Below are 17834 nucleotides of genomic sequence, written 5' to 3' on the forward strand. Positions count from 1 at the left end.
CGAATCGCCTTCATGCCCGGACACTTCGAACCGCTTCCCGGCGGCGGCGCGGCCGTCGCGCTCGACGACGTCGAGATCTCCATCATCCGGTCGCTGACCGTGCAGCTCCTGGAGCTCATCGGTCCCGGCCCCGCCGAGGACGCCCCGGCCGACCCGCTCGCCGAGCTGTTCGCCGAGGGCCCGAGCGAGCCGCCCGCCGACCCGGTCCTCAAACGGCTCTTCCCGGACGCCTACAGCGACCCGGAGGGAACCGCGGGGGCGAAGGAGGCCGAGGAGCAGCAGGCCCACTCCGCCGAGTTCCGCCGCTACACCGAGAACGACCTGCGGGCCGGCAAGCGCGACAACGCCCTCGCGGTGATCCGCACCCTGGACGCGCTGACCGCCGCCGCCGGTGACAGCGGCGGCGTGCTCAAGCTGTCGCCCCAGGAGTCCCTCCAGTGGCTGAGGGCCCTCAACGACCTGCGCCTGGCGATCGGATCCCGCCTCGAGATCACCGACGAGGACGACACCGACCTCCTCTACCGCCTCCCGGACGAGGACCCGCGCAAGCCGATGGTGATGGCGTATCTGTGGCTGGGCGGGCTCCAGGAGACGCTGGTCTCCACCCTTATGCCCTGATCCCCATGCCCTGATCCCCGTATGTCCTGATCCATCCGGCAGGGTGTTCGCTCAGAGGACGCTCAAGTCCGGATAACGATCCCATCACCGCAGCGGCCGACTGTGTCCACTTTGTGCACCCTTTGGCCGCTTCTTCTTGTGTGATGCGCCACTCGCCGCCCAGGCGATCAATATTGCGGTCGTGGTAAATCTTCACGACCGCCCGGCGAACACCACCCATGTTCCGCCGGGTGCGCCACCGAGCCGGCGGATCGCCGGCCAGGCACAGCTCCAGTAATCCGGGGGGATCGAGACCCGATCCGAGGCCGACGCAAGGCCCGGTTCGGTATGGAGAAAGGCGCACCACACATGACCTCTGTGCAGGTCGACAAGGACAACACCCCTGAAGAGGGGTACGAGCGCGGGCTCGGCAGCCGCCAGGTCCAGATGATCGCGATCGGCGGTGCCGTCGGCGTCGGCCTCTTCCTGGGCGCCGGAGCGAACATCGCCAAGGCCGGCCCCAGTCTCATCTTCATGTACGCCCTCGCGGGCGTGATCATCTTCTTCATCATGCGGGCCCTCGGCGAGCTGCTGCTCTACCGCCCCGTCTCGGGCTCCTTCGCGGAGTACTCCCGCGAATTCCTCGGCCCCTTCTTCGGCTACTTCACCGGCTGGACGTACTGGCTGATGTGGGTCGTCACCGGCATGGCGGAACTCACCGCCGCCGCGATCTACGTCAACTACTGGTTCCCGTCCATCCCCCAATGGGTGACGGCACTGGTCTTCCTGGTGATCCTCTTCGGGGTCAACCTGATCTCCGTGAAGCTCTTCGGCGAGCTGGAGTTCTGGTTCTCGATGGTCAAGGTCACCGCGCTCATCGGCATGATCGTGATCGGCCTGGGCGTCCTCACCTTCGGCTTCAGCTCCGCCGGTGACACTGCGTCGGTCGCCAACCTCTGGCAGTTCGACGGCTTCTTCCCCAAGGGCATCGGCTCGTCCCTGATGACCCTGCAGGGCGTCATGTTCGCCTACCTCGCCGTCGAACTGGTCGGCGTCACCGCCGGCGAGTCCGAGGACCCGGAGAAGACCCTCCCCAAGGCGATCAACACCCTGCCCTGGCGCATCGCCCTGTTCTACGTCGGCGCCCTCACCGTCATCCTGTGCGTGGTGAAGTGGACCGAGTTCGCGCCCGGCGTCAGCCCCTTCGTCGAGGCCTTCGCCAAGATCGGCATCCCGGCGGGCGCGGGCATCGTCAACTTCGTCGTCCTGACGGCCGCCCTGTCGTCCTGCAACTCCGGCATGTACTCCACGGGCCGCATGCTGCGCACCCTCGCGGACAACGGCGAGGCCCCGAAGGTCTTCAGCAAGCTCTCCTCGACCAAGACCCCGGCGATCGGCATCACCGTCTCCATGCTCTTCATGGGCATCGGCGTGATCCTGAACTACATCGTCCCCGAGAAGGCCTTCGGCTACGTCACCTCCGTCGCCACCGCGGCCGGCATCTGGACCTGGCTGATGATCCTGATCAGCCACGTCCTCTACCGCCGCGCGGTCGAGGCCGGCCGCCTGCCCGCCTCCTCCTTCCCGGCGCCGGGCGGCGCGGTGTGCTCCTACATCGCCATCGCCTTCCTGCTCTTCGTCACCGGCCTCATCGCGTACGACGCCGACTCCCGCATCTGCCTCTACGTGATGGCGGGCTGGGCCGCCGCCCTGGCCATCGGCTGGGCGGTCCTCAAGACCCGCAACCCCCAGGTCGCCGAGCGCCGCGAACCGGCCCTGGAGAAGATCGGCTGACCGCCGAGACCGACGACCACCGAGGACGTCCGGCCGCAGGGAGTGCTCGTGGCGCCCCCTCCGGCAGCCGCTCAGGACGTCCGGCATATGGGCTCTCCCGTACCACCCCTCGGTACGGGAGAGCCCTCTGCTTATCCTGGCCAGCATGCTGACCATCACCCAGGCCCTGTACGACCAGATCGTCGACCACGCGCGCCGCGACCACCCCGACGAGGCGTGCGGCGTGGTCGCGGGCCCGGTGGGCGAGGGCCGCCCCGAGCGCTTCATCCCCATGCTGAACGCGGCCCGCTCGCCCACGTTCTACGAATTCGACTCACAGGACCTGCTCAAGCTCTACCGCGAGATGGACGACCGCGACGAGGAGCCGGTGATCATCTACCACTCCCACACCGCGACCGAGGCCTACCCCTCCCGCACCGACATCTCCTACGCCAACGAACCCGGCGCCCACTACGTCCTCGTCTCCACCGCGGACACCGACGACGCCGGCGACTTCCAGTTCCGCTCCTTCCGGATCGTCGAGGGCGAGGTGACGGAGGAGGAGGTCAAGGTGGTGGAGACGTACTGATCCCACCCCTTGGTCGATATTCGTCCGGCATGTGGGATCACATGCCAGGACCCCGACCGGGAATCGATACGATGAGCTCATGGTTTTGAACGACGTGAGTGAGAAGACGCCGGGCACGCTGCTCGTCGCGCGTCTGCACGTCGACCTGTGCAGGCTCGCCAGCGCCATGTGTTGACGCCGACCCCTGCCGCCGTACGGCCGTGAGCCCGCGGCGCCTCACCCGCGTACTGACTACGCTCCGCGCCGCCGCGCGCCCACCGACCACCACTCCCGACAGGAGCCCTGAGCCATGGCCATCGAGGTCCGCATCCCCACCATCCTCCGCACCTACACCGAAGGCGCGAAGGCCGTAGAGGCCACCGGGGACACCCTCGCCGAGCTGTTCGCCGACCTCGAGACCCGGCACACGGGCATCCAGGCCCGCATCGTCGACGGCGGCCAGCTGCGCCGCTTCGTCAACGTCTACCTGAACGACGAGGACGTCCGCTTCCTGGACGGCATCAACACCAAGCTGTCCGACGGCGACAACGTGACCATCCTGCCGGCCGTGGCCGGCGGCATGGCCTGATCGGCCCCTGGTCACCCATGCGTTACGACTCCCCGCTGGCCGCGGTGGGCAACACCCCTCTGGTGCGCCTGCCGCGGCTGTCGCCGTCCCCCGAGGTCCGCATCTGGGCCAAGCTGGAGGACCGCAACCCGACCGGCTCGGTCAAGGACCGCCCCGCCCTGCACATGATCGAGCAGGCGGAGAAGGACGGCCGCCTCACCCCCGGCTGCACGATCCTCGAACCCACCTCCGGCAACACCGGCATCTCCCTCGCCATGGCCGCCAAGCTCAAGGGCTACCACATGGTGTGCGTGATGCCCGAGAACACCTCACAGGAACGCCGGGACCTGCTCGGCATGTGGGGCGCCCGGATCATCTCGTCCCCGGCCGCGGGCGGCTCCAACACCGCCGTACGGGTCGCCAAGGAACTGGCCGCCGAGCACCCGGACTGGGTGATGCTCTACCAGTACGGCAACCCCGACAACGCCGGCGCCCACTACGCCACCACCGGCCCGGAGATCCTCGCCGACCTTCCCTCCATCACCCACTTCGTGGCCGGCCTCGGCACGACGGGCACGCTGATGGGAGTCGGCCGCTTCCTGCGCGAGCACAAGCCGGACGTCAAGATCGTCGCCGCCGAGCCGCGCTACGACGACCTGGTCTACGGCCTGCGCAACCTCGACGAGGGCTTCGTCCCCGAGCTCTACGACGCCTCCGTCCTGACCTCCCGCTTCTCGGTCGGCTCGGCGGACGCGGTCACCCGCACCCGCGAGCTGCTCCAGCAGGAGGGCATCTTCGCGGGCGTCTCCACCGGCGCCGCCCTGCACGCCGCGATCGGCGTCGGCACCAAGGCGGTCAAGGCGGGCGAGAACGCCGACATCGTCTTCGTCGTCGCCGACGGCGGCTGGAAGTACCTCTCCACGGGCGTCTACACGGCGGCCACCACGGAGGAGGCCATCAAGACGCTGCAGGGTCAGCTCTGGGCCTAGCTCGGCCGGGGGCCGGCCTGGATCCGGACGCCGACTGGATCCGAACGCGGAGACGGAACGTCACATCCGCGTCCGGATCCGGTCCCGGCGGAAAGGCGGTCACCCCATGCGCCGTACGACGGTCACCGCCGTCGCCGCGACGGCACTCCTCCTCGTGAGCTGCGGCACCCAGAGCGGGGACGACGGCGGGGCGGTGTCACCGCCCACCACGGCTGCCTGCGCGAGCAACGTCCAGCTCAGCGCCGACGACGACGGCCACACCGTCTGCGTCACGAAGGGCGGCCAGGTCCGGCTCACCCTCGACGGCACCAGGGAACGCCCCTGGAAGCCGGTCACCGCGACGGGCGGCGCGCTGCGGGCCACCAACGCGGGCATCGTCGTCCTGCCGGGCGACGCCACCGCCGCCTACGACGCGCTCGCCACCGGAACCGCGAAGCTCACCTCGGCCCGCCCGCTCTGCCCCCAGAGCAGCAGCCCCGGCCACGTCTCCTGCCAGGGCATCCAGGAGTGGACGGTCACCGTGCGGGTGCGTTGAGGTGTCTGCCTCCCAGGTGTCTGCCTCCCAGGTGTCTGCCCGCCGGGTGTCAGCCGGCCAGGTGCCGTACCTGGTCCCACAGGACCGGGTCCACCACACCCACCCGCCGCCGGAAGTCGACCAGCGGCACCTGCCGCAGCTCGTCCGTCTCCAGGAAACTCGCCCGCCCATGGGCGTCCCCGACCGCCCCCGGCGGCAGCGGGATCACCCCGGCCCGCTCGTCGTGGTACCGGCTGGTGATCTTCGCGACCGTCGCCCGCCGCCCGCGCACCGACAGCACCAGGCACGGCCGGTCCTTGCCACCCGGCCCGTCCTCGTACGGCACGCTCGCCCACCAGATCTCCGCCGGTTGCGGTCGCCCCGCACCACCACGCCCCTCGGGCCGCCCGGGCGGACGGGTCCTGCGACCGGCCGGCCGACCGCTCCTGCCCCAGCCGTCGACGAGCACGGCGACCAGCGCGAGCAGCACCACCGCCGCGAGCGCCAGCCACCATGACGTGTCCATACGGACGACGTTACCGGCGCATATTCTCAACCGCGCGCCTTTCCTCACGCCCTATGCGCCCCGCTTCCAGCCGAACCGGTGACAGCACAGGTGAGTTCGCCCACAACGGCCCCTGGCGGAGGAGCGACCCGAGGTTTCGCGCCTTACGCTCGACGGACCGCACGACCCCCATTCCCTATTTCCCAGCTGTTCCCGCCAGCGGAGGTTTCTGCTTCATGAAGCTCACCGTCGTCGGCTGCTCGGGGTCGTTCCCGTCCGTGGATTCGGCCTGCTCGAGCTACCTCGTCGAGGCCGACGGCTTCCGGCTGCTTCTCGACATGGGCAACGGTGCCCTTGGCGAGCTGCAGCGCCACTGCGGTCTCTACGACCTCGACGCGATCTTCCTCAGCCATCTGCACGCCGACCACTGCATCGACATGTGCGCCTACTTCGTCGCGCGCTACTACCGCCACGACGGCGGCCGCTGCGCCCCGCTCCCGGTCTACGGACCCGAGGGCACCGAACACCGCCTGACCACGGCCTACGCCGACACCCCCACCGCCTCGTCCATGAGCGAGGTCTTCGACTTCCACACGGTCAAGCCGTCCACCTTCGAGATCGGCCCCTTCACCGTGCACACCGAACGCATGCCCCACCCCGTCGAGGCGTACGCCATCCGCATCGAGCACGGCGGCCGCTCGCTGACGTACTCCGGCGACACGGGCGTCACCCCGGTGCTGGCGGAACTCGCCCGGGACACCGACCTGTTCCTGTGCGAGGCCGCCTTCACGCACGGCAAGGAGAGCATCCCCGACCTGCACCTCAACGGCCGCGAGGCGGGCGAGGCGGCGGCCCGCGCGGGCGCCCGCCGCCTCGTCCTGACCCACATCCCGCCGTGGACGGACCCCCGGATCAACCTGGCGGACGCGCGTGCGGTGTACGGCGGGCCGGTGGAGGTGGCGGCGCCGAGGGCGTCGTACGAGATCTAGGTTCTACGACGTGACGAAGGCCCCCGGAGCCGCAAGAGCTCCGGGGGCCTTCTGCCGTTCAGACGTGACTCACGCCTTCGTGAGGTCCTCGATCTCCTCCTCGGGCTCGCGGCCCGGGGTCGCGAGGTTGAACTTGGTGATCGCGAAGCGGAAGACGATGTAGTAGATCGCTCCGAAGACCAGACCGATGGGGATGATCAGCCAGGGCTTGGTGGCGAGGTTCCAGTTCAGCGCGTAGTCGATCGCGCCCGCCGAGAAGTTGAAGCCGTCGTGCACGCCCAAGCCCCAGGTGACCGCCATCGAGGCCGCGGTGAGCAGCGCGTGGATGACGTACAGGACCGGCGCGATGAACATGAACGAGAACTCGATCGGCTCGGTCACGCCGGTGACGAACGAGGTCAGGGCGAGGGAGATCATCATGCCGAGGACGGCCTTGCGGCGCTCGGGACGGGCGGTGTGCGCCATGGCCAGGGCGGCAGCCGGCAGACCGAACATCATGATCGGGAAGAAGCCGGACTGGTACATGCCCGCGGTCGGGTCGCCGTGCATGAAACGCGGGATGTCGCCCTGCCAGACCTGACCCGCGGCATCAGTGAAGTCACCGAGCTGGAACCAGGCGACGGTGTTCACGAACTGGTGCATGCCGACCGGGATCAGCGCGCGGTTCACACCGCCGAAGAGGGCCGAGCCGCCGGCGCCCAGGCCGGTCATCCACTCACCGAAGTCGGAGATGCCGTTGCCGATGGGCTCCCAGACCAGGCCGAAGAAGACGCCGACGACGATGCCGACGAAGGCCATGACGATCGGTACGAGGCGGCGGCCGTTGAAGAAGCCGAGCCAGTCGACGAGCCTGGTGCGGTGGAACCGCTGCCACAGCACGGCGGCGAGCAGACCCATGATGATGCCACCGAGCACACCCGGGTTGTTGTACGTCGCCGCGACGTCCTCGCCCTTCTTGACCACCGCGTCGGTGACCGGGAAGGCCTCCAGGACCTTGCTGTAGACGAGGAAGCCGACCACCGCGGCCAGCGCGGTCGAGCCGTCCGCCTTCTTGGCGAAGCCGATCGCCACGCCGATGCAGAACAGCAGCGGCAGCGAGCCGGTCAGGGCACCACCCGCGTTGTTGAACACGGTGGCGACCTTGTCCCAGCCAAGGCCGTCCTTGCCGAAGATGTCGTCCTGGCCCAGCCGGACCATGATGCCCGCCGCCGGCAGCACGGCGATGGGCAGCTGCAGGCTGCGGCCGACCTTCTGCAGGCCCTGGAACAGGCCGGATCCCCGCTTCTTCGCGGGGGCCGCCGTTGCGGTGGCGGTGCTCATAGACTTCCTCCATCGGGGGGCGTGGTCTACACCACTCGGTGGTGTAGACCTGTTGTAGCACGATGAAGGTCGCATAAGGAACCCGCGATTCCGCTACCGGAGCGCTACCCAAGGCAACGGCAAAGACCCCCGGACCAGCGGTCCAAGGGCCCCGTGGCGAAAGCGGACAAGGCGCATCACACCTTCGTGACGTCCTCCACCTCTTCCTCCGGCTCCCGCCCCGGCGTCTTCAGGTCGAACTTCGTGATCGCGAAACGGAAGATCACGTAATAGACGACGGCGAAGCACAGCCCGATCGGGATGATCGCCCACGGTTTCGTCGCCAGGTTCCAGTTGATGACGTAGTCGATCAGGCCCGCCGAGAAGCTGAACCCGTCGTGCACCCCCAGCCCCCACGTCACCGCCATCGACACACCCGTCAGCACCGCGTGGAACACGTACAGCAACGGCGCGACGAAGAGGAACGAGTACTCGAGCGGCTCGGTGATACCCGTGACGAACGACGTCAGCGCCACCGACAGCATCAGCCCCCCGACCTCCTTGCGCCGGCTCGGCTTCGCGCAGTGCGTCATCGCCAGCGCCGCCGCCGGCAGCGCGAACATCATGATCGGGAAGAAGCCCGAGGTGAACTGGCCCGCGTTCGGATCGCCCGCCAGGAACATGTTGATGTCACCGTGCACCACGGTGCCGTCGGGCTTGGTGAAACTGCCGAACTGGAACCAGATGGGCACGTTCAGGAACTGGTGCAGGCCGATCACCAGCAACGCACGGTTCGCCACACCGAAGATGCCCGCCCCCCAAGCACCCAGATCACTCAGCCAGTCGCTGAAACTCTCCAGCGCGTCACCGATCGGCGGCCAGATCCACAGGCACACCGCCGCGAACACGATCGCCGCGAACGCCATGATGATCGGCACCAGCCGACGGCCGTTGAAGAAACCCAGCCAGTCCACCAGCCTCGTACGGTGATAGCGCGCCCAGAAGAACGCCGCCATCAGCCCCACCACGATGCCCCCGAACACCCCCGGATTCTGGTACGTGAACGCGATCACCGACCCGCCCGTCACCTGACAGCCCGTGGCAACCGGCTTCGACCCCTGCGCACAGTCCTGCGGGAACTGACGCAGCACGTTGTAGTAGACGAGGAAACCCGCGACCGCCGCGAGCGCGGTCGACCCGTCGGACTTCTTCGCCATACCGATGGCCACGCCCACACAGAACAGAAGGGGAAGCCCGAGAGAGCCGTCGAGCAGCGCGCCGCCCGCTCCCACCATCACCTTGGAGACGTCGGTCCAACCCAGCCCGTCGTCCCCGAACACGTCCGGCTGCCCGAGCCGGTTCAGGATGCCCGCCGCCGGCAGGACCGCGATGGGGAGCTGAAGACTGCGGCCCATCTTCTGCAAGCCCTGGAACAAGGCGTTCCAGCGTTGGCGTGCGGGACTGACCGCGGCGTCGGCGCTCATCGGACTCCTCCCGCAGGGGCCGGGTTTGGCGACCGTCCCGCAGGTGGTGTAGACCAGTTGGCGGACGGTTCCGCTGTCGTGAACGCCATCATTCGGCACCCACGACACGACCGCTCGCAAAGATGGGCCAACTGTGGGTTACTGCGACAAAGCGGTTCGGATCAGGGAGAAGGAACATGGCCACCAAGGCTGAGAAGATCGTTGCCGGGCTCGGCGGCATCGACAACATCGAAGAGGTCGAAGGCTGCATCACCCGGCTCCGCACCGAAGTCGCCGACGCCAGCCTCGTCGACGACGCCGCCCTCAAGGCCGCCGGCGCCCACGGCGTCGTCAAGATGGGCACCGCCATCCAGGTCGTCATCGGCACCGACGCCGACCCCATCGCCGCCGAGATCGAAGACATGATGTGACCACCTGACGCGAGGCACGCCGCCTCACCCGGAAGTCACCCGGAAGTCACCCGGAAGTCACCCAGAAGTCACCAGGAGGGGCCCCTACCCACCGCGGGAGGGGCCCCTCCGCATGTGACGCTAGGCTCAACGCCATGTCTCGAATCGACGGCCGCACCCCCGAACAGCTCCGCCCCGTCACCATCGAACGCGGCTGGAGCAAGCACGCCGAGGGCTCCGTCCTCGTCTCCTTCGGCGACACGAAGGTCTTCTGCACCGCCTCCGTCACCGAAGGCGTCCCCCGCTGGCGCAAGGGCAGCGGCGAAGGCTGGGTCACCGCGGAGTACTCCATGCTGCCCCGCGCCACCAACACCCGCGGCGACCGCGAATCCGTCCGCGGCAAGATCGGCGGCCGCACCCACGAGATCAGCCGCCTCATCGGCCGCTCCCTGCGCGCGGTCATCGACTTCAAGGCACTCGGCGAGAACACGATCGTCCTCGACTGCGACGTCCTCCAGGCCGACGGCGGCACCCGCACCGCCGCCATCACCGGCGCGTACGTCGCCCTCGCCGACGCCATCACCTGGGCCAAGGGCAGGAAACTCGTCAAGGCCGGCCGCCAGCCCCTCACCGGCACCGTCTCCGCCGTCTCCGTCGGCATCGTCGGCGGCGTACCCCTCCTCGACCTCTGCTACGAAGAAGACGTCCGCGCCGAAACCGACATGAACGTCGTCTGCACCGGCGACGGCCGCTTCGTCGAGGTCCAAGGCACCGCCGAGGCCGAACCCTTCGCCCGCGACGAACTCAACTCCCTCCTCGACCTGGCCGTTTCCGGCTGCGGAGAACTGGCTGTCGTGCAGCGCGCGGCACTTGATACCGTCCTCGAAAAGTAAAAGGGACACCAAGCGGGCCGGCCCGCGCGGGCAACCGCACCCCCGACCTCCGCGTCCCTACGAATACGGACGTCCGGGCGCACGGCACACCATCGTGCGCCCGACATCGCAACGGGGGCCCTCAGGGCCTGACAAGGGGAGGGAACCACCCATGGGCGCGAGCCGACGACGCAGAGGTCGCCATACCGCCATCGCCGCCGCCATGGCGGCCGTGGCACTCACCACCGGCCTCACCACCGGCTGCGACGCCGTCAACAAGGCCCTCGACTGCGTGCAGACCGCCGACACCATCGCCGACAGCGTCACCGACCTCCAGCAGGCCGTGGAAAACGCCGCGAACGACCCCACACAGACCGACGAGTCCCTCGCCACCATCGACAGCAACCTCGACAAGATCGGCGACAAGACCGACAACGCCGACGTCAACAAAGCGGTCGACGACCTCCGCAAGGCCGTGGACAACGTCCGCACCGCCGTCGACAACGGCGACAACACCCCCGACCTCAGCCCCGTCACCGACGCGGCCGGCGAACTGACGAAGGTCTGCACACCGTAAGAGCGACCGGACGGGGCGTAGGGGCGACCGGACAGGCGTAGGGGCGACCGGACGAGGCACACGAGGGACTGGACGGCGCGTAAGGGTGACCGGACGGGGCCCGGGATACTGGTGCGCATGACCCGCCTGATCCTCGCCACCCGCAACGCTGGAAAGATCACCGAACTGAGGTCGATCCTCGCCGACGCAGGCCTGCCCCACGACCTCGTCGGCGCGGACGCCTACCCCGACATCCCCGACGTCAAGGAAACCGGCGTCACCTTCGCCGAGAACGCCCTCCTCAAGGCCCACGCCCTCGCCCAGGCCACGGGCCTCCCGGCGGTCGCCGACGACTCGGGGTTGTGCGTAGACGTGCTGAACGGCGCCCCGGGCATCTTCTCCGCCCGCTGGGCAGGCCGCCACGGCGACGACCAGGCCAACCTGGACCTGCTCCTCGCCCAGCTCTCCGACATCGCCGACGACCACCGCGGCGCCCACTTCGCCTGCGCAGCGGCACTCGCCCTCCCGGACGGCACGGAGCGGGTGGTCGAGGGCCAGCTGCGCGGGGTACTACGCCACACCCCGGCCGGCACGAACGGCTTCGGCTACGACCCGATCCTCCAGCCGGAGGGCGAGACCCGGACGTGCGCGGAGCTGAGCGCGGCGGAGAAGAACGCGATCAGCCATCGGGGGAAGGCGTTTCGGGGGTTGGTGCCGGTGGTGCGGGAGTTGTTGGGCTGACTTCACGAGAAAGGCCCCGCACCTTTGAATCGAAGGTGCGGGGCCTCTTTTCCCTGTGGGCCCGGTGGGACTCGAACCCACGACACACCGGACCTAAACCGGCGCCCTCTTGGCCAGCTGGGGTACGGACCCAGGTCGCCTACTTTACTGTGCCCGGTTCGGTCGTCGTACAGCGATGTCGATGTCGATGCGGCTGCGCTTTGAGAAGGTGCTTGTCTGACTGTGGCATGACGGGCATAGGTACCTCAGGTTCTCCAGGCGGTTGTCCAGCCGGTCGCCATTGACGTGATCGATCTCCAGAACGAGCCGCCTGCCCTGCCATGTGTCTCCGATGCCGCATGCATCGCAGACATGCGTTACGCCGAGGTCGTCAAGAGCCCGCCTGAGCATGACTGTCTTGATGCGAGGGCATCCGGGAGCGAGTCGCACCAAGATCTCGGCTGCTGGTTTGCGGTTCGGGGAGCGGGTACCGCGATAGTGCCCCTGCCCCGTGAAGTGGGCGGTGGACAGGCCATGGGCTTCGATGCTGCGCTTTACGAGCGCCCGGCCTGTACCGCTGTTGCTACGGCCAAGGGCAGCGAGGACCCCGGCAATGCTCGCGGCAGCTTCGACTGCGGGCGCCACCTCCTCGAGGGGAAGAGTGGTCGGGCCATAACCGTGTCCGCTGGTGAAGTGCGAGGTGTCGATCCCGAACTTGTCCAGTTTCTTTCTGATATGGCTGTACGGGCTGTCGCGCGGAGGGAAGCCCATGTACTCCAGCATCTCCCTGATGCTGTGTGAATGGGCGGCGGCCTCTCTCAGGAGTTCTTCCGGATAGCTGCGCCGCTCGCGTTCCGGCAGAGGCTCCTCACGGAAGTGGGAAGTGTCGATGCCGTAGTGCTGGAGCCGCTTGCTGAGATAGCCGCGAGGGCCGCTTCCCATCGGCACGCCCAGCGTGCGCATCAGGTCGACCAAACTGGTGGCCTTGGCAGTTGCCCGAGCCAGCAGGTCACGCGTGAACTTCGGATTGCTCATACGGACGCCCTCCGCCTGCGGCCTCGGTATGTGTCCGTCACGGCATGGCAGTTGGGGCAGAGCGGCTGTAGGTTCTCCGGCCGGTTGTCCCACCAGTCGCCATTGATGTGATCGACCTCCAACCGCAGGGGTTTTTCGTTCCACTCGGGCCCCGTGCCGCACATCACGCAGGCTTCTCGGACTCCGCTGCGGACCAGATGCCGAAGCAGCCGGCTCCCGGGGATTCTGCCGTCCTGCGGTGACCCGAGGGTCAGAGGATTGCCTCGTGAACCCTTCGGCCCGCCTCGTCGCACCACGAAGTGGGACGTGTCGATGCCCAGTGTCGCGACACGGCGGCTGATGTGCGTGTGGTTGCCGCCCACCGGACTGATGCCCAGGCGGCGGACCACTTCCTTGATGCTGGTCGAGACGGCCACGATCTCCCTGAGCGTCGCATCGCTGTGGCGCGTCCACCTGGCAGGGAAGTGGGAGACGTCTACTCCCGCCTCCGCCATCTTTTGACGTAGATAGCGTCTGCTGCCCGGTGTGGGCGTTCCGCCGCACCACCGCACGGCGTCGTCCCAGTTGGCTGTCGCGCGTGCCGCCTCTTCGAGTAGCTCGCGGGTGTACCTGGCCCCCACTGTTCCCCTCCGTCCCCGGCCACCCGTTCGTGGCCCGCACGGAGTAACGAACCGCTTATCGGACAGTCACGCCCGAAACGCAAAACGGCCCGCACCGGGTCACCCCGGTGCGAGCCGCTCGCTCGGCAGGAAGCTGGAGCTGCCCTCAGATACCCAGATCCTTGATGATCTTTGCCACGTGGCCCGTGGCCCGGACGTTGTACAGCGCTCGCTCGACCTTGCCGTCCTCGTCCACGATCACCGTGGAGCGGATGACGCCCATGTACGTCTTGCCGTAGTTCTTCTTCTCGCCGAAGGCGCCGTACGCGTCGAGGACCTTCTTGTCGGGGTCGGCCAGGAGCTTGACCTTCAGGGACTCCTTCTCGCGGAACTTCGCCAGTTTCTCGGGCGCGTCGGGCGAGATGCCGATGACGTCGTAGCCGGCACCGGCCAGCAGGTCCAGGTTGTCGGTGAAGTCGCAGGCCTGCTTGGTGCAGCCGGGGGTCAGGGCGGCCGGGTAGAAGTAGACGATCACCTTGCGGCCCTTGTGGTCGGCCAGTGACACCTCGTTGCCGTCGGCGTCGGGCAGGGTGAAGGCGGGGGCGGTGTCCCCGGGCTGGAGTCGCTCGCTCATCGGTCTAGCGTAACCGGGGGTCCTGACAGTGCGGCGCGCTGTGAAGCTGACAGACTGTCCGGAACAACGCATCAGCAGACTTCGGAGGCCGTACGGTGGCGGACACGTCGGACACCAGAACCCCGGCGCAGATCGAGGCGGACATCAAGCGCCGCCGCGAGACGCTGGCCGAGACTCTCGACGAGATCGGTGTGCGGGTGCACCCGAAGACCATCGTCGGTGATGCCAAGGCCAAGGTCGCATCCAACATCGATCACACGCTCGGGCGCGCGTACGTCGGTGTCAATCGGGTCGTGAGTAACGTGCAGGCGCAGTTCGTAGACGAGGAGGGGGCGCCGCGGGTCGAGCGGATCGTGCCGGTCGCGCTCGTCGTCGTCGGGCTGGTGGGCCTGCTCGCCCTCGGGACGAAGCGCCGCAAGGGCTGATTGAACGGGCGACCCACCCGCGTACGGATTCGCTTCAGGCAGGTAGGTTCAGAGGTGTGAGCGCCAACAGACACGAGCACAGCCCCCATCACGACAAGCTGCCCATCCGGATGCTGCACGATCGCGTACTCGTGCGGCAGGACACCGCCGAGGGTGAGCGGCGTTCCGGTGGCGGCATCCTGATTCCCGCCACGGCTGCCGTGGGCCGTCGGCTGGCCTGGGCCGAGGTTGTCGCGGTGGGTCAGAACGTACGGACCGTGGAGCCGGGCGACCGCGTTCTGTACGACCCGGAGGACCGTGCCGAGGTCGAGGTGCGGGGTGTTCCCTATGTGCTCATGCGTGAGCGGGACCTGCACGCCGTGGCGGCGGACCGGTTCGAGGGGTCGGAAGACTCGACCGGGTTGTACCTCTGAATCTGCGGCTCCATAGGGCTGGTGACCATCGTCACCAGCCCTATTTCTCTTTCCTTGCTACGTTTGGAAGGAAGCCCGACGAGACGCGCCGTACCGGGATGCAGGACAGCGGTATCAGGAAAAGACGACGCACCCGAAAGAGTCCGTACGTCTCGGAGGTGCTCGTCATGGCCTGGGTTCTGCTTGTCGTCGCCGGTCTGCTCGAAGTCGCGTGGTCGGTCGGTATGAAGTACACCGACGGTTTCACCCGTCTGGTCCCCAGTCTTCTCACCGGTTCCGGCATCGTCGCCAGCATGGTGCTGCTGTCGTACGCCGCGAAGTCGCTGCCCATCGGTACTGCCTACGGCGTGTGGGTGGGGATCGGGGCGGCCGGTGCGGCGGTGGTCGGGATGGTGGTGCTGGGGGAGCCGGCGACTGCCGCCCGGGTCTTCTTCGTGGGGCTGCTGCTGGTCGCCGTGGTGGGGCTGAAGGCGACCTCCGGTCACTGACCGGCCCCGGTCGGGTCGGCCTGTCCCGGTCGGTTCGCCCGTCCCGCTCAGCCTCTGTTCGGTCAGCCGCCGCCCAGGCCCGATGACGTCCCGTCGGTGGCGGTGCCGCCGCCGTTGTCGCCCATGGACGTACCGCCCCAGTCGTCACCCGTCGACGTGCCGCCGTCCGAGGGGGCCGCGGTGGCACCCGCGCCGCTGCCGTCACCGGCGTCGCCGTTCGCGTCGTCTTCGGTGCTGCCGGTGCTGGGTTCGCCGGTGCCGTCGTCGTCGTCCCTCCCGTCGCCGGTGCCCTGGTCCCCGTCGTCGCTGCTGCCGTCGTGGTCGCCGTGGTCGTCGTCATCGTCGTCGGAATGGGACGGCCCGCGGGAGGGCGGCGCGGTCACGTCGGCGCCGGGCTGGAGCTGGAGGCTGAAGTAGGTGACGGGTTCGTTCTTGAGGGCCTTCCTGGTGTACTGCGACCAGATCTCGGCGGGGGCGCCGCCACCGTTGATACGGGCCAGGCCCATCGCGCCGTAGAGGGACTTGTGCTTGGCGGTGACCGGGTCCTGGCCCATGACCGAGACGACGGTGGCGAGGTCGGGGGTGTAGCCGGCGAACCAGGCGGCGGTGTCCTCCTCGGCGGTGCCGGTCTTGCCCGCGACGGACCGGCCGGTGCCCTGGGCGGCGGTGGCGGTGCCGCTCTCGACGACGCTGCGCAGCACCGATGTCGTGGTGTCGGCGGCCTCGCGGCTGATGGCCTGCTCGGTCTTGCGGCCGGGCAGCTCGACGTCCTCGGTGCTGTCCTTGGTGACCTTCTCGACCAGGGTGTACGGGATGTGCTCGCCGTGGTTGGCGATCGTCGCGTACGCCTCGGCCATGTCGAGGACGCTGGCGGTGGCGGTGCCCAGGGCGATGGACGGGTAGGGCTGGAGGTCGTTGGTGTCCGCAGGGATGCCAAGGTCGACGGCGGTCTGCTTCACCTTGTCGGGGCCGACGTCGACGGCCATCTGGGCGTACACGGCGTTCACCGACAGGTCGGTCGCCTTGCGTACCGTGATCTGGCCGTAGGACTTGGTGTCCTCGTTCTCCGGGGCGTACCGGGCGCCGCTCCAGCCCTGGACCGCACGTTCGTTGGTGCCGTCGTAGTAGGTGTTCGGGTCGATTGTGCGGCCGTCCTGGGTGGTGGAGCCGTTCTGCACGGCCGCGGCGAACACGAAGGGCTTGAAGGCGGAGCCGACCTGGAAGTCACCGCGGGTGGCGCCGTTGGTGTACTGCTTCACGTAGTCGATGCCGCCGTACATGGCGACGACCTTGCCGGTCCTGGGGTCGATGGAGGCGCCGCCCGCGCGGACGTAGCCGTCGACGTCGCGGCCGTCGTCGAGGTTGGACATCACCTTGTCGTCGACGGCCTCGACGAAGGCGTCCTCCTTGTCCTTGTCCAGGGTGGTGGTGATGCGGTAGCCGCCGCCCTCCAGTTCGTCGGCGTCCACGATGTCGTTGTTGATGAGGTAGTTCTTGACGGCCTCGACGACATAGCCGCGCTGTCCGGACAGCCCGGTGGAGAGGGTCTGCTCCTTGGGCATGGGGAACGTCATGGTGGCCCGCTCGCTCTGGGGGAGCCAGCCTTCCTTGACCATGCCGTCGAGGACGTAGTTCCAGCGGGCGACGGCCTTGGTCTTGTTCTCGGGGTGGGCGACGACGTCGTACTCGCTGGGCGCGTTGACGAGCGCGGCGAGGTAGGCGGCGCGGGCCGGGTCGAGGTCGGTGGCGTCCCTGCCGTAGTAGGCCTGGGCGGCGGACTGGATGCCGTAGGCGTTGCGGCCGAAGTAGCTGGTGTTGAGGTAGCCCTCGAGGATCTCGTCCTTGGACTTGGTGCGGTCCAGTTTGATCGCGATGAAGAACTCCTTCACCTTTCGGGTGACGGTCTGTTCCTGTCCGAGGTAGTAGTTCTTCACGTACTGCTGGGTGATCGTGGAGCCGGACTGCTTGCCCTTGCCGGTGACGGTGTTCCAGCCGCCGCGGATCATCGCCTTGATGTCGATCGCGGACTCGGTGTAGAAGTCGCGGTCCTCGGCGGCGAGCACGGCGTGCTGGGCGTCCTTCGAGATCTGGGCGAGGGTGACGCTCTCCCGGTTGACGTCTCCGTCGCGGGCGAGCTGGCTGCCGTCGGAGTAGAGGTAGACGTTGGACTGCTTCATGGCGACGGCGTTGGCCGCCGGGATCTTCACCAGTGAGTAGCCGAGGAAGAACAGCCCGATGATCAGCAGGACACCGACGATGACGGTGCCGAGCACCATCCGCCAGGTCGGCAGGAACCGGCGCCAGCCGGTGCGTCTGGGCCGCTGGGTCTTTCCGGCGTTCTCGCCGGATGCAGCCTCGGGCTCTCTCGGTGCCCAGCCCTCATTCGGCGGCTGCGGCTGCGGCTCGTCGCTCATGTG

Annotated in this window: 22 protein-coding genes, 1 tRNA gene and 1 riboswitch; of the genes, 15 read left to right on the forward strand and 8 right to left on the reverse strand. The window is 68.2% G+C overall.

Annotated elements, in window-relative coordinates:
- Positions 1-12: 12 nt before the first annotated feature.
- The 7 genes from ABT114_RS07560 to ABT114_RS07590 all read left to right on the forward strand — a co-directional run bounded on the left by ABT114_RS07560 (position 13) and on the right by ABT114_RS07590 (position 5030).
- On the forward strand, positions 13-618 hold the full coding sequence (locus ABT114_RS07560) for a DUF2017 domain-containing protein (RefSeq protein WP_351139659.1): 606 nt from the start codon (positions 13-15) through the stop codon (positions 616-618).
- A gap of 348 nt (positions 619-966) precedes the next feature.
- Complete coding sequence (locus ABT114_RS07565) at positions 967-2391, forward strand: amino acid permease (protein WP_351139661.1); 1425 nt, start codon at positions 967-969, stop codon at positions 2389-2391.
- 145 nt (positions 2392-2536) lie between these two features.
- Positions 2537-2959, forward strand: coding sequence for a M67 family metallopeptidase (locus ABT114_RS07570; protein WP_351139663.1), 423 nt, complete (start codon positions 2537-2539; stop codon positions 2957-2959).
- A 79-nt stretch (positions 2960-3038) separates the two neighbouring features.
- Positions 3039-3134: a putative leader peptide gene (locus tag ABT114_RS07575; protein ID WP_351139665.1), complete on the forward strand. Its 96-nt coding sequence runs from the start codon at positions 3039-3041 to the stop codon at positions 3132-3134.
- Between the two features lie 114 nt (positions 3135-3248).
- Positions 3249-3527 carry a MoaD/ThiS family protein gene (locus tag ABT114_RS07580; protein ID WP_351139667.1) on the forward strand — a complete coding sequence of 93 codons (279 nt, stop codon included), beginning with the start codon at positions 3249-3251 and terminating at the stop codon, positions 3525-3527.
- Between the two features lie 17 nt (positions 3528-3544).
- Positions 3545-4495: a PLP-dependent cysteine synthase family protein gene (locus ABT114_RS07585; RefSeq protein ID WP_351139669.1), complete on the forward strand. Its 951-nt coding sequence runs from the start codon at positions 3545-3547 to the stop codon at positions 4493-4495.
- Between the two features lie 106 nt (positions 4496-4601).
- Complete coding sequence (locus ABT114_RS07590) at positions 4602-5030, forward strand: hypothetical protein (protein ID WP_351139671.1); 429 nt, start codon at positions 4602-4604, stop codon at positions 5028-5030.
- 49 nt (positions 5031-5079) lie between these two features.
- Here ABT114_RS07590 and ABT114_RS07595 read toward each other — a convergent pair whose 3' ends face one another.
- Positions 5080-5535: a type II toxin-antitoxin system PemK/MazF family toxin gene (locus ABT114_RS07595; RefSeq protein WP_351139673.1), complete on the reverse strand. Its 456-nt coding sequence runs from the start codon at positions 5533-5535 to the stop codon at positions 5080-5082.
- Positions 5536-5750: 215 nt separating this feature from the next.
- Here ABT114_RS07595 and ABT114_RS07600 point away from each other — a divergent pair, with 215 nt between their 5' ends.
- A complete protein-coding gene (locus ABT114_RS07600; RefSeq protein ID WP_351139675.1) occupies positions 5751-6503 on the forward strand; it encodes an MBL fold metallo-hydrolase in 753 nt (250 codons plus the stop codon).
- Positions 6504-6572: 69 nt separating this feature from the next.
- Here the strand turns inward: ABT114_RS07600 and ABT114_RS07605 are convergent, their stop codons facing one another.
- Complete coding sequence (locus tag ABT114_RS07605; protein WP_351139677.1) at positions 6573-7823, reverse strand: PTS transporter subunit EIIC; 1251 nt, start codon at positions 7821-7823, stop codon at positions 6573-6575.
- Positions 7824-7999: 176 nt separating this feature from the next.
- On the reverse strand, positions 8000-9286 hold the full coding sequence (locus ABT114_RS07610) for a PTS transporter subunit EIIC (RefSeq protein ID WP_351139679.1): 1287 nt from the start codon (positions 9284-9286) through the stop codon (positions 8000-8002).
- Positions 9287-9462: 176 nt separating this feature from the next.
- Between ABT114_RS07610 and ABT114_RS07615 the strand changes: the two genes are divergently transcribed.
- The 4 genes from ABT114_RS07615 to rdgB all read left to right on the forward strand — a co-directional run bounded on the left by ABT114_RS07615 (position 9463) and on the right by rdgB (position 11844).
- On the forward strand, positions 9463-9696 hold the full coding sequence (locus ABT114_RS07615) for a PTS sugar transporter subunit IIB (RefSeq protein ID WP_043228148.1): 234 nt from the start codon (positions 9463-9465) through the stop codon (positions 9694-9696).
- Between the two features lie 134 nt (positions 9697-9830).
- Entirely contained in the window at positions 9831-10568 is a 738-nt protein-coding gene (rph, locus tag ABT114_RS07620; protein ID WP_351139681.1) for a ribonuclease PH, read from the forward strand.
- 151 nt (positions 10569-10719) lie between these two features.
- Entirely contained in the window at positions 10720-11124 is a 405-nt protein-coding gene (locus ABT114_RS07625) for a hypothetical protein (protein WP_351139683.1), read from the forward strand.
- A 117-nt stretch (positions 11125-11241) separates the two neighbouring features.
- Entirely contained in the window at positions 11242-11844 is a 603-nt protein-coding gene (gene rdgB, locus ABT114_RS07630) for an RdgB/HAM1 family non-canonical purine NTP pyrophosphatase (RefSeq protein ID WP_351139685.1), read from the forward strand.
- A gap of 56 nt (positions 11845-11900) precedes the next feature.
- Here the strand turns inward: rdgB and ABT114_RS07635 are convergent.
- From ABT114_RS07635 to bcp, 4 genes are all read right to left on the reverse strand, one after another.
- A tRNA-Leu gene (locus ABT114_RS07635) sits at positions 11901-11976 on the reverse strand.
- Between the two features lie 12 nt (positions 11977-11988).
- Complete coding sequence (locus ABT114_RS07640) at positions 11989-12858, reverse strand: HNH endonuclease signature motif containing protein (protein WP_351139687.1); 870 nt, start codon at positions 12856-12858, stop codon at positions 11989-11991.
- Complete coding sequence (locus tag ABT114_RS07645; RefSeq protein WP_351140508.1) at positions 12855-13352, reverse strand: HNH endonuclease signature motif containing protein; 498 nt, start codon at positions 13350-13352, stop codon at positions 12855-12857. Before ABT114_RS07645 ends, ABT114_RS07640 begins: the two co-directional genes overlap by 4 nt.
- A 271-nt stretch (positions 13353-13623) precedes the next feature.
- Positions 13624-14091, reverse strand: coding sequence for a thioredoxin-dependent thiol peroxidase (gene bcp / locus ABT114_RS07650; RefSeq protein ID WP_351139689.1), 468 nt, complete (start codon positions 14089-14091; stop codon positions 13624-13626).
- Positions 14092-14186: 95 nt separating this feature from the next.
- Here bcp and ABT114_RS07655 point away from each other — a divergent pair, with 95 nt between their 5' ends.
- The 3 genes from ABT114_RS07655 (at position 14187) to sugE (ending at position 15417) form a co-directional block, all read left to right on the forward strand.
- Entirely contained in the window at positions 14187-14516 is a 330-nt protein-coding gene (locus tag ABT114_RS07655) for a DUF3618 domain-containing protein (RefSeq protein WP_351139691.1), read from the forward strand.
- Positions 14517-14572: 56 nt separating this feature from the next.
- Positions 14573-14929: a GroES family chaperonin gene (locus tag ABT114_RS07660; protein WP_351139693.1), complete on the forward strand. Its 357-nt coding sequence runs from the start codon at positions 14573-14575 to the stop codon at positions 14927-14929.
- Positions 14930-14980: 51 nt separating this feature from the next.
- Positions 14981-15063, forward strand: a riboswitch (guanidine-III (ykkC-III) riboswitch).
- 33 nt (positions 15064-15096) lie between these two features.
- Positions 15097-15417 carry a quaternary ammonium compound efflux SMR transporter SugE gene (gene sugE / locus ABT114_RS07665; protein WP_351139695.1) on the forward strand — a complete coding sequence of 107 codons (321 nt, stop codon included), beginning with the start codon at positions 15097-15099 and terminating at the stop codon, positions 15415-15417.
- Positions 15418-15479: 62 nt separating this feature from the next.
- On the opposite strand, the gene ABT114_RS07670 is transcribed toward sugE, so the two are convergent.
- Positions 15480-17831: a transglycosylase domain-containing protein gene (locus ABT114_RS07670; RefSeq protein ID WP_351139697.1), complete on the reverse strand. Its 2352-nt coding sequence runs from the start codon at positions 17829-17831 to the stop codon at positions 15480-15482.
- Positions 17832-17834: the final 3 nt, after the last annotated feature.

The sequence above is a fragment of the Streptomyces sp. NPDC002088 genome, from assembly GCF_040296605.1.
GTDB lineage: Bacteria > Actinomycetota > Actinomycetes > Streptomycetales > Streptomycetaceae > Streptomyces.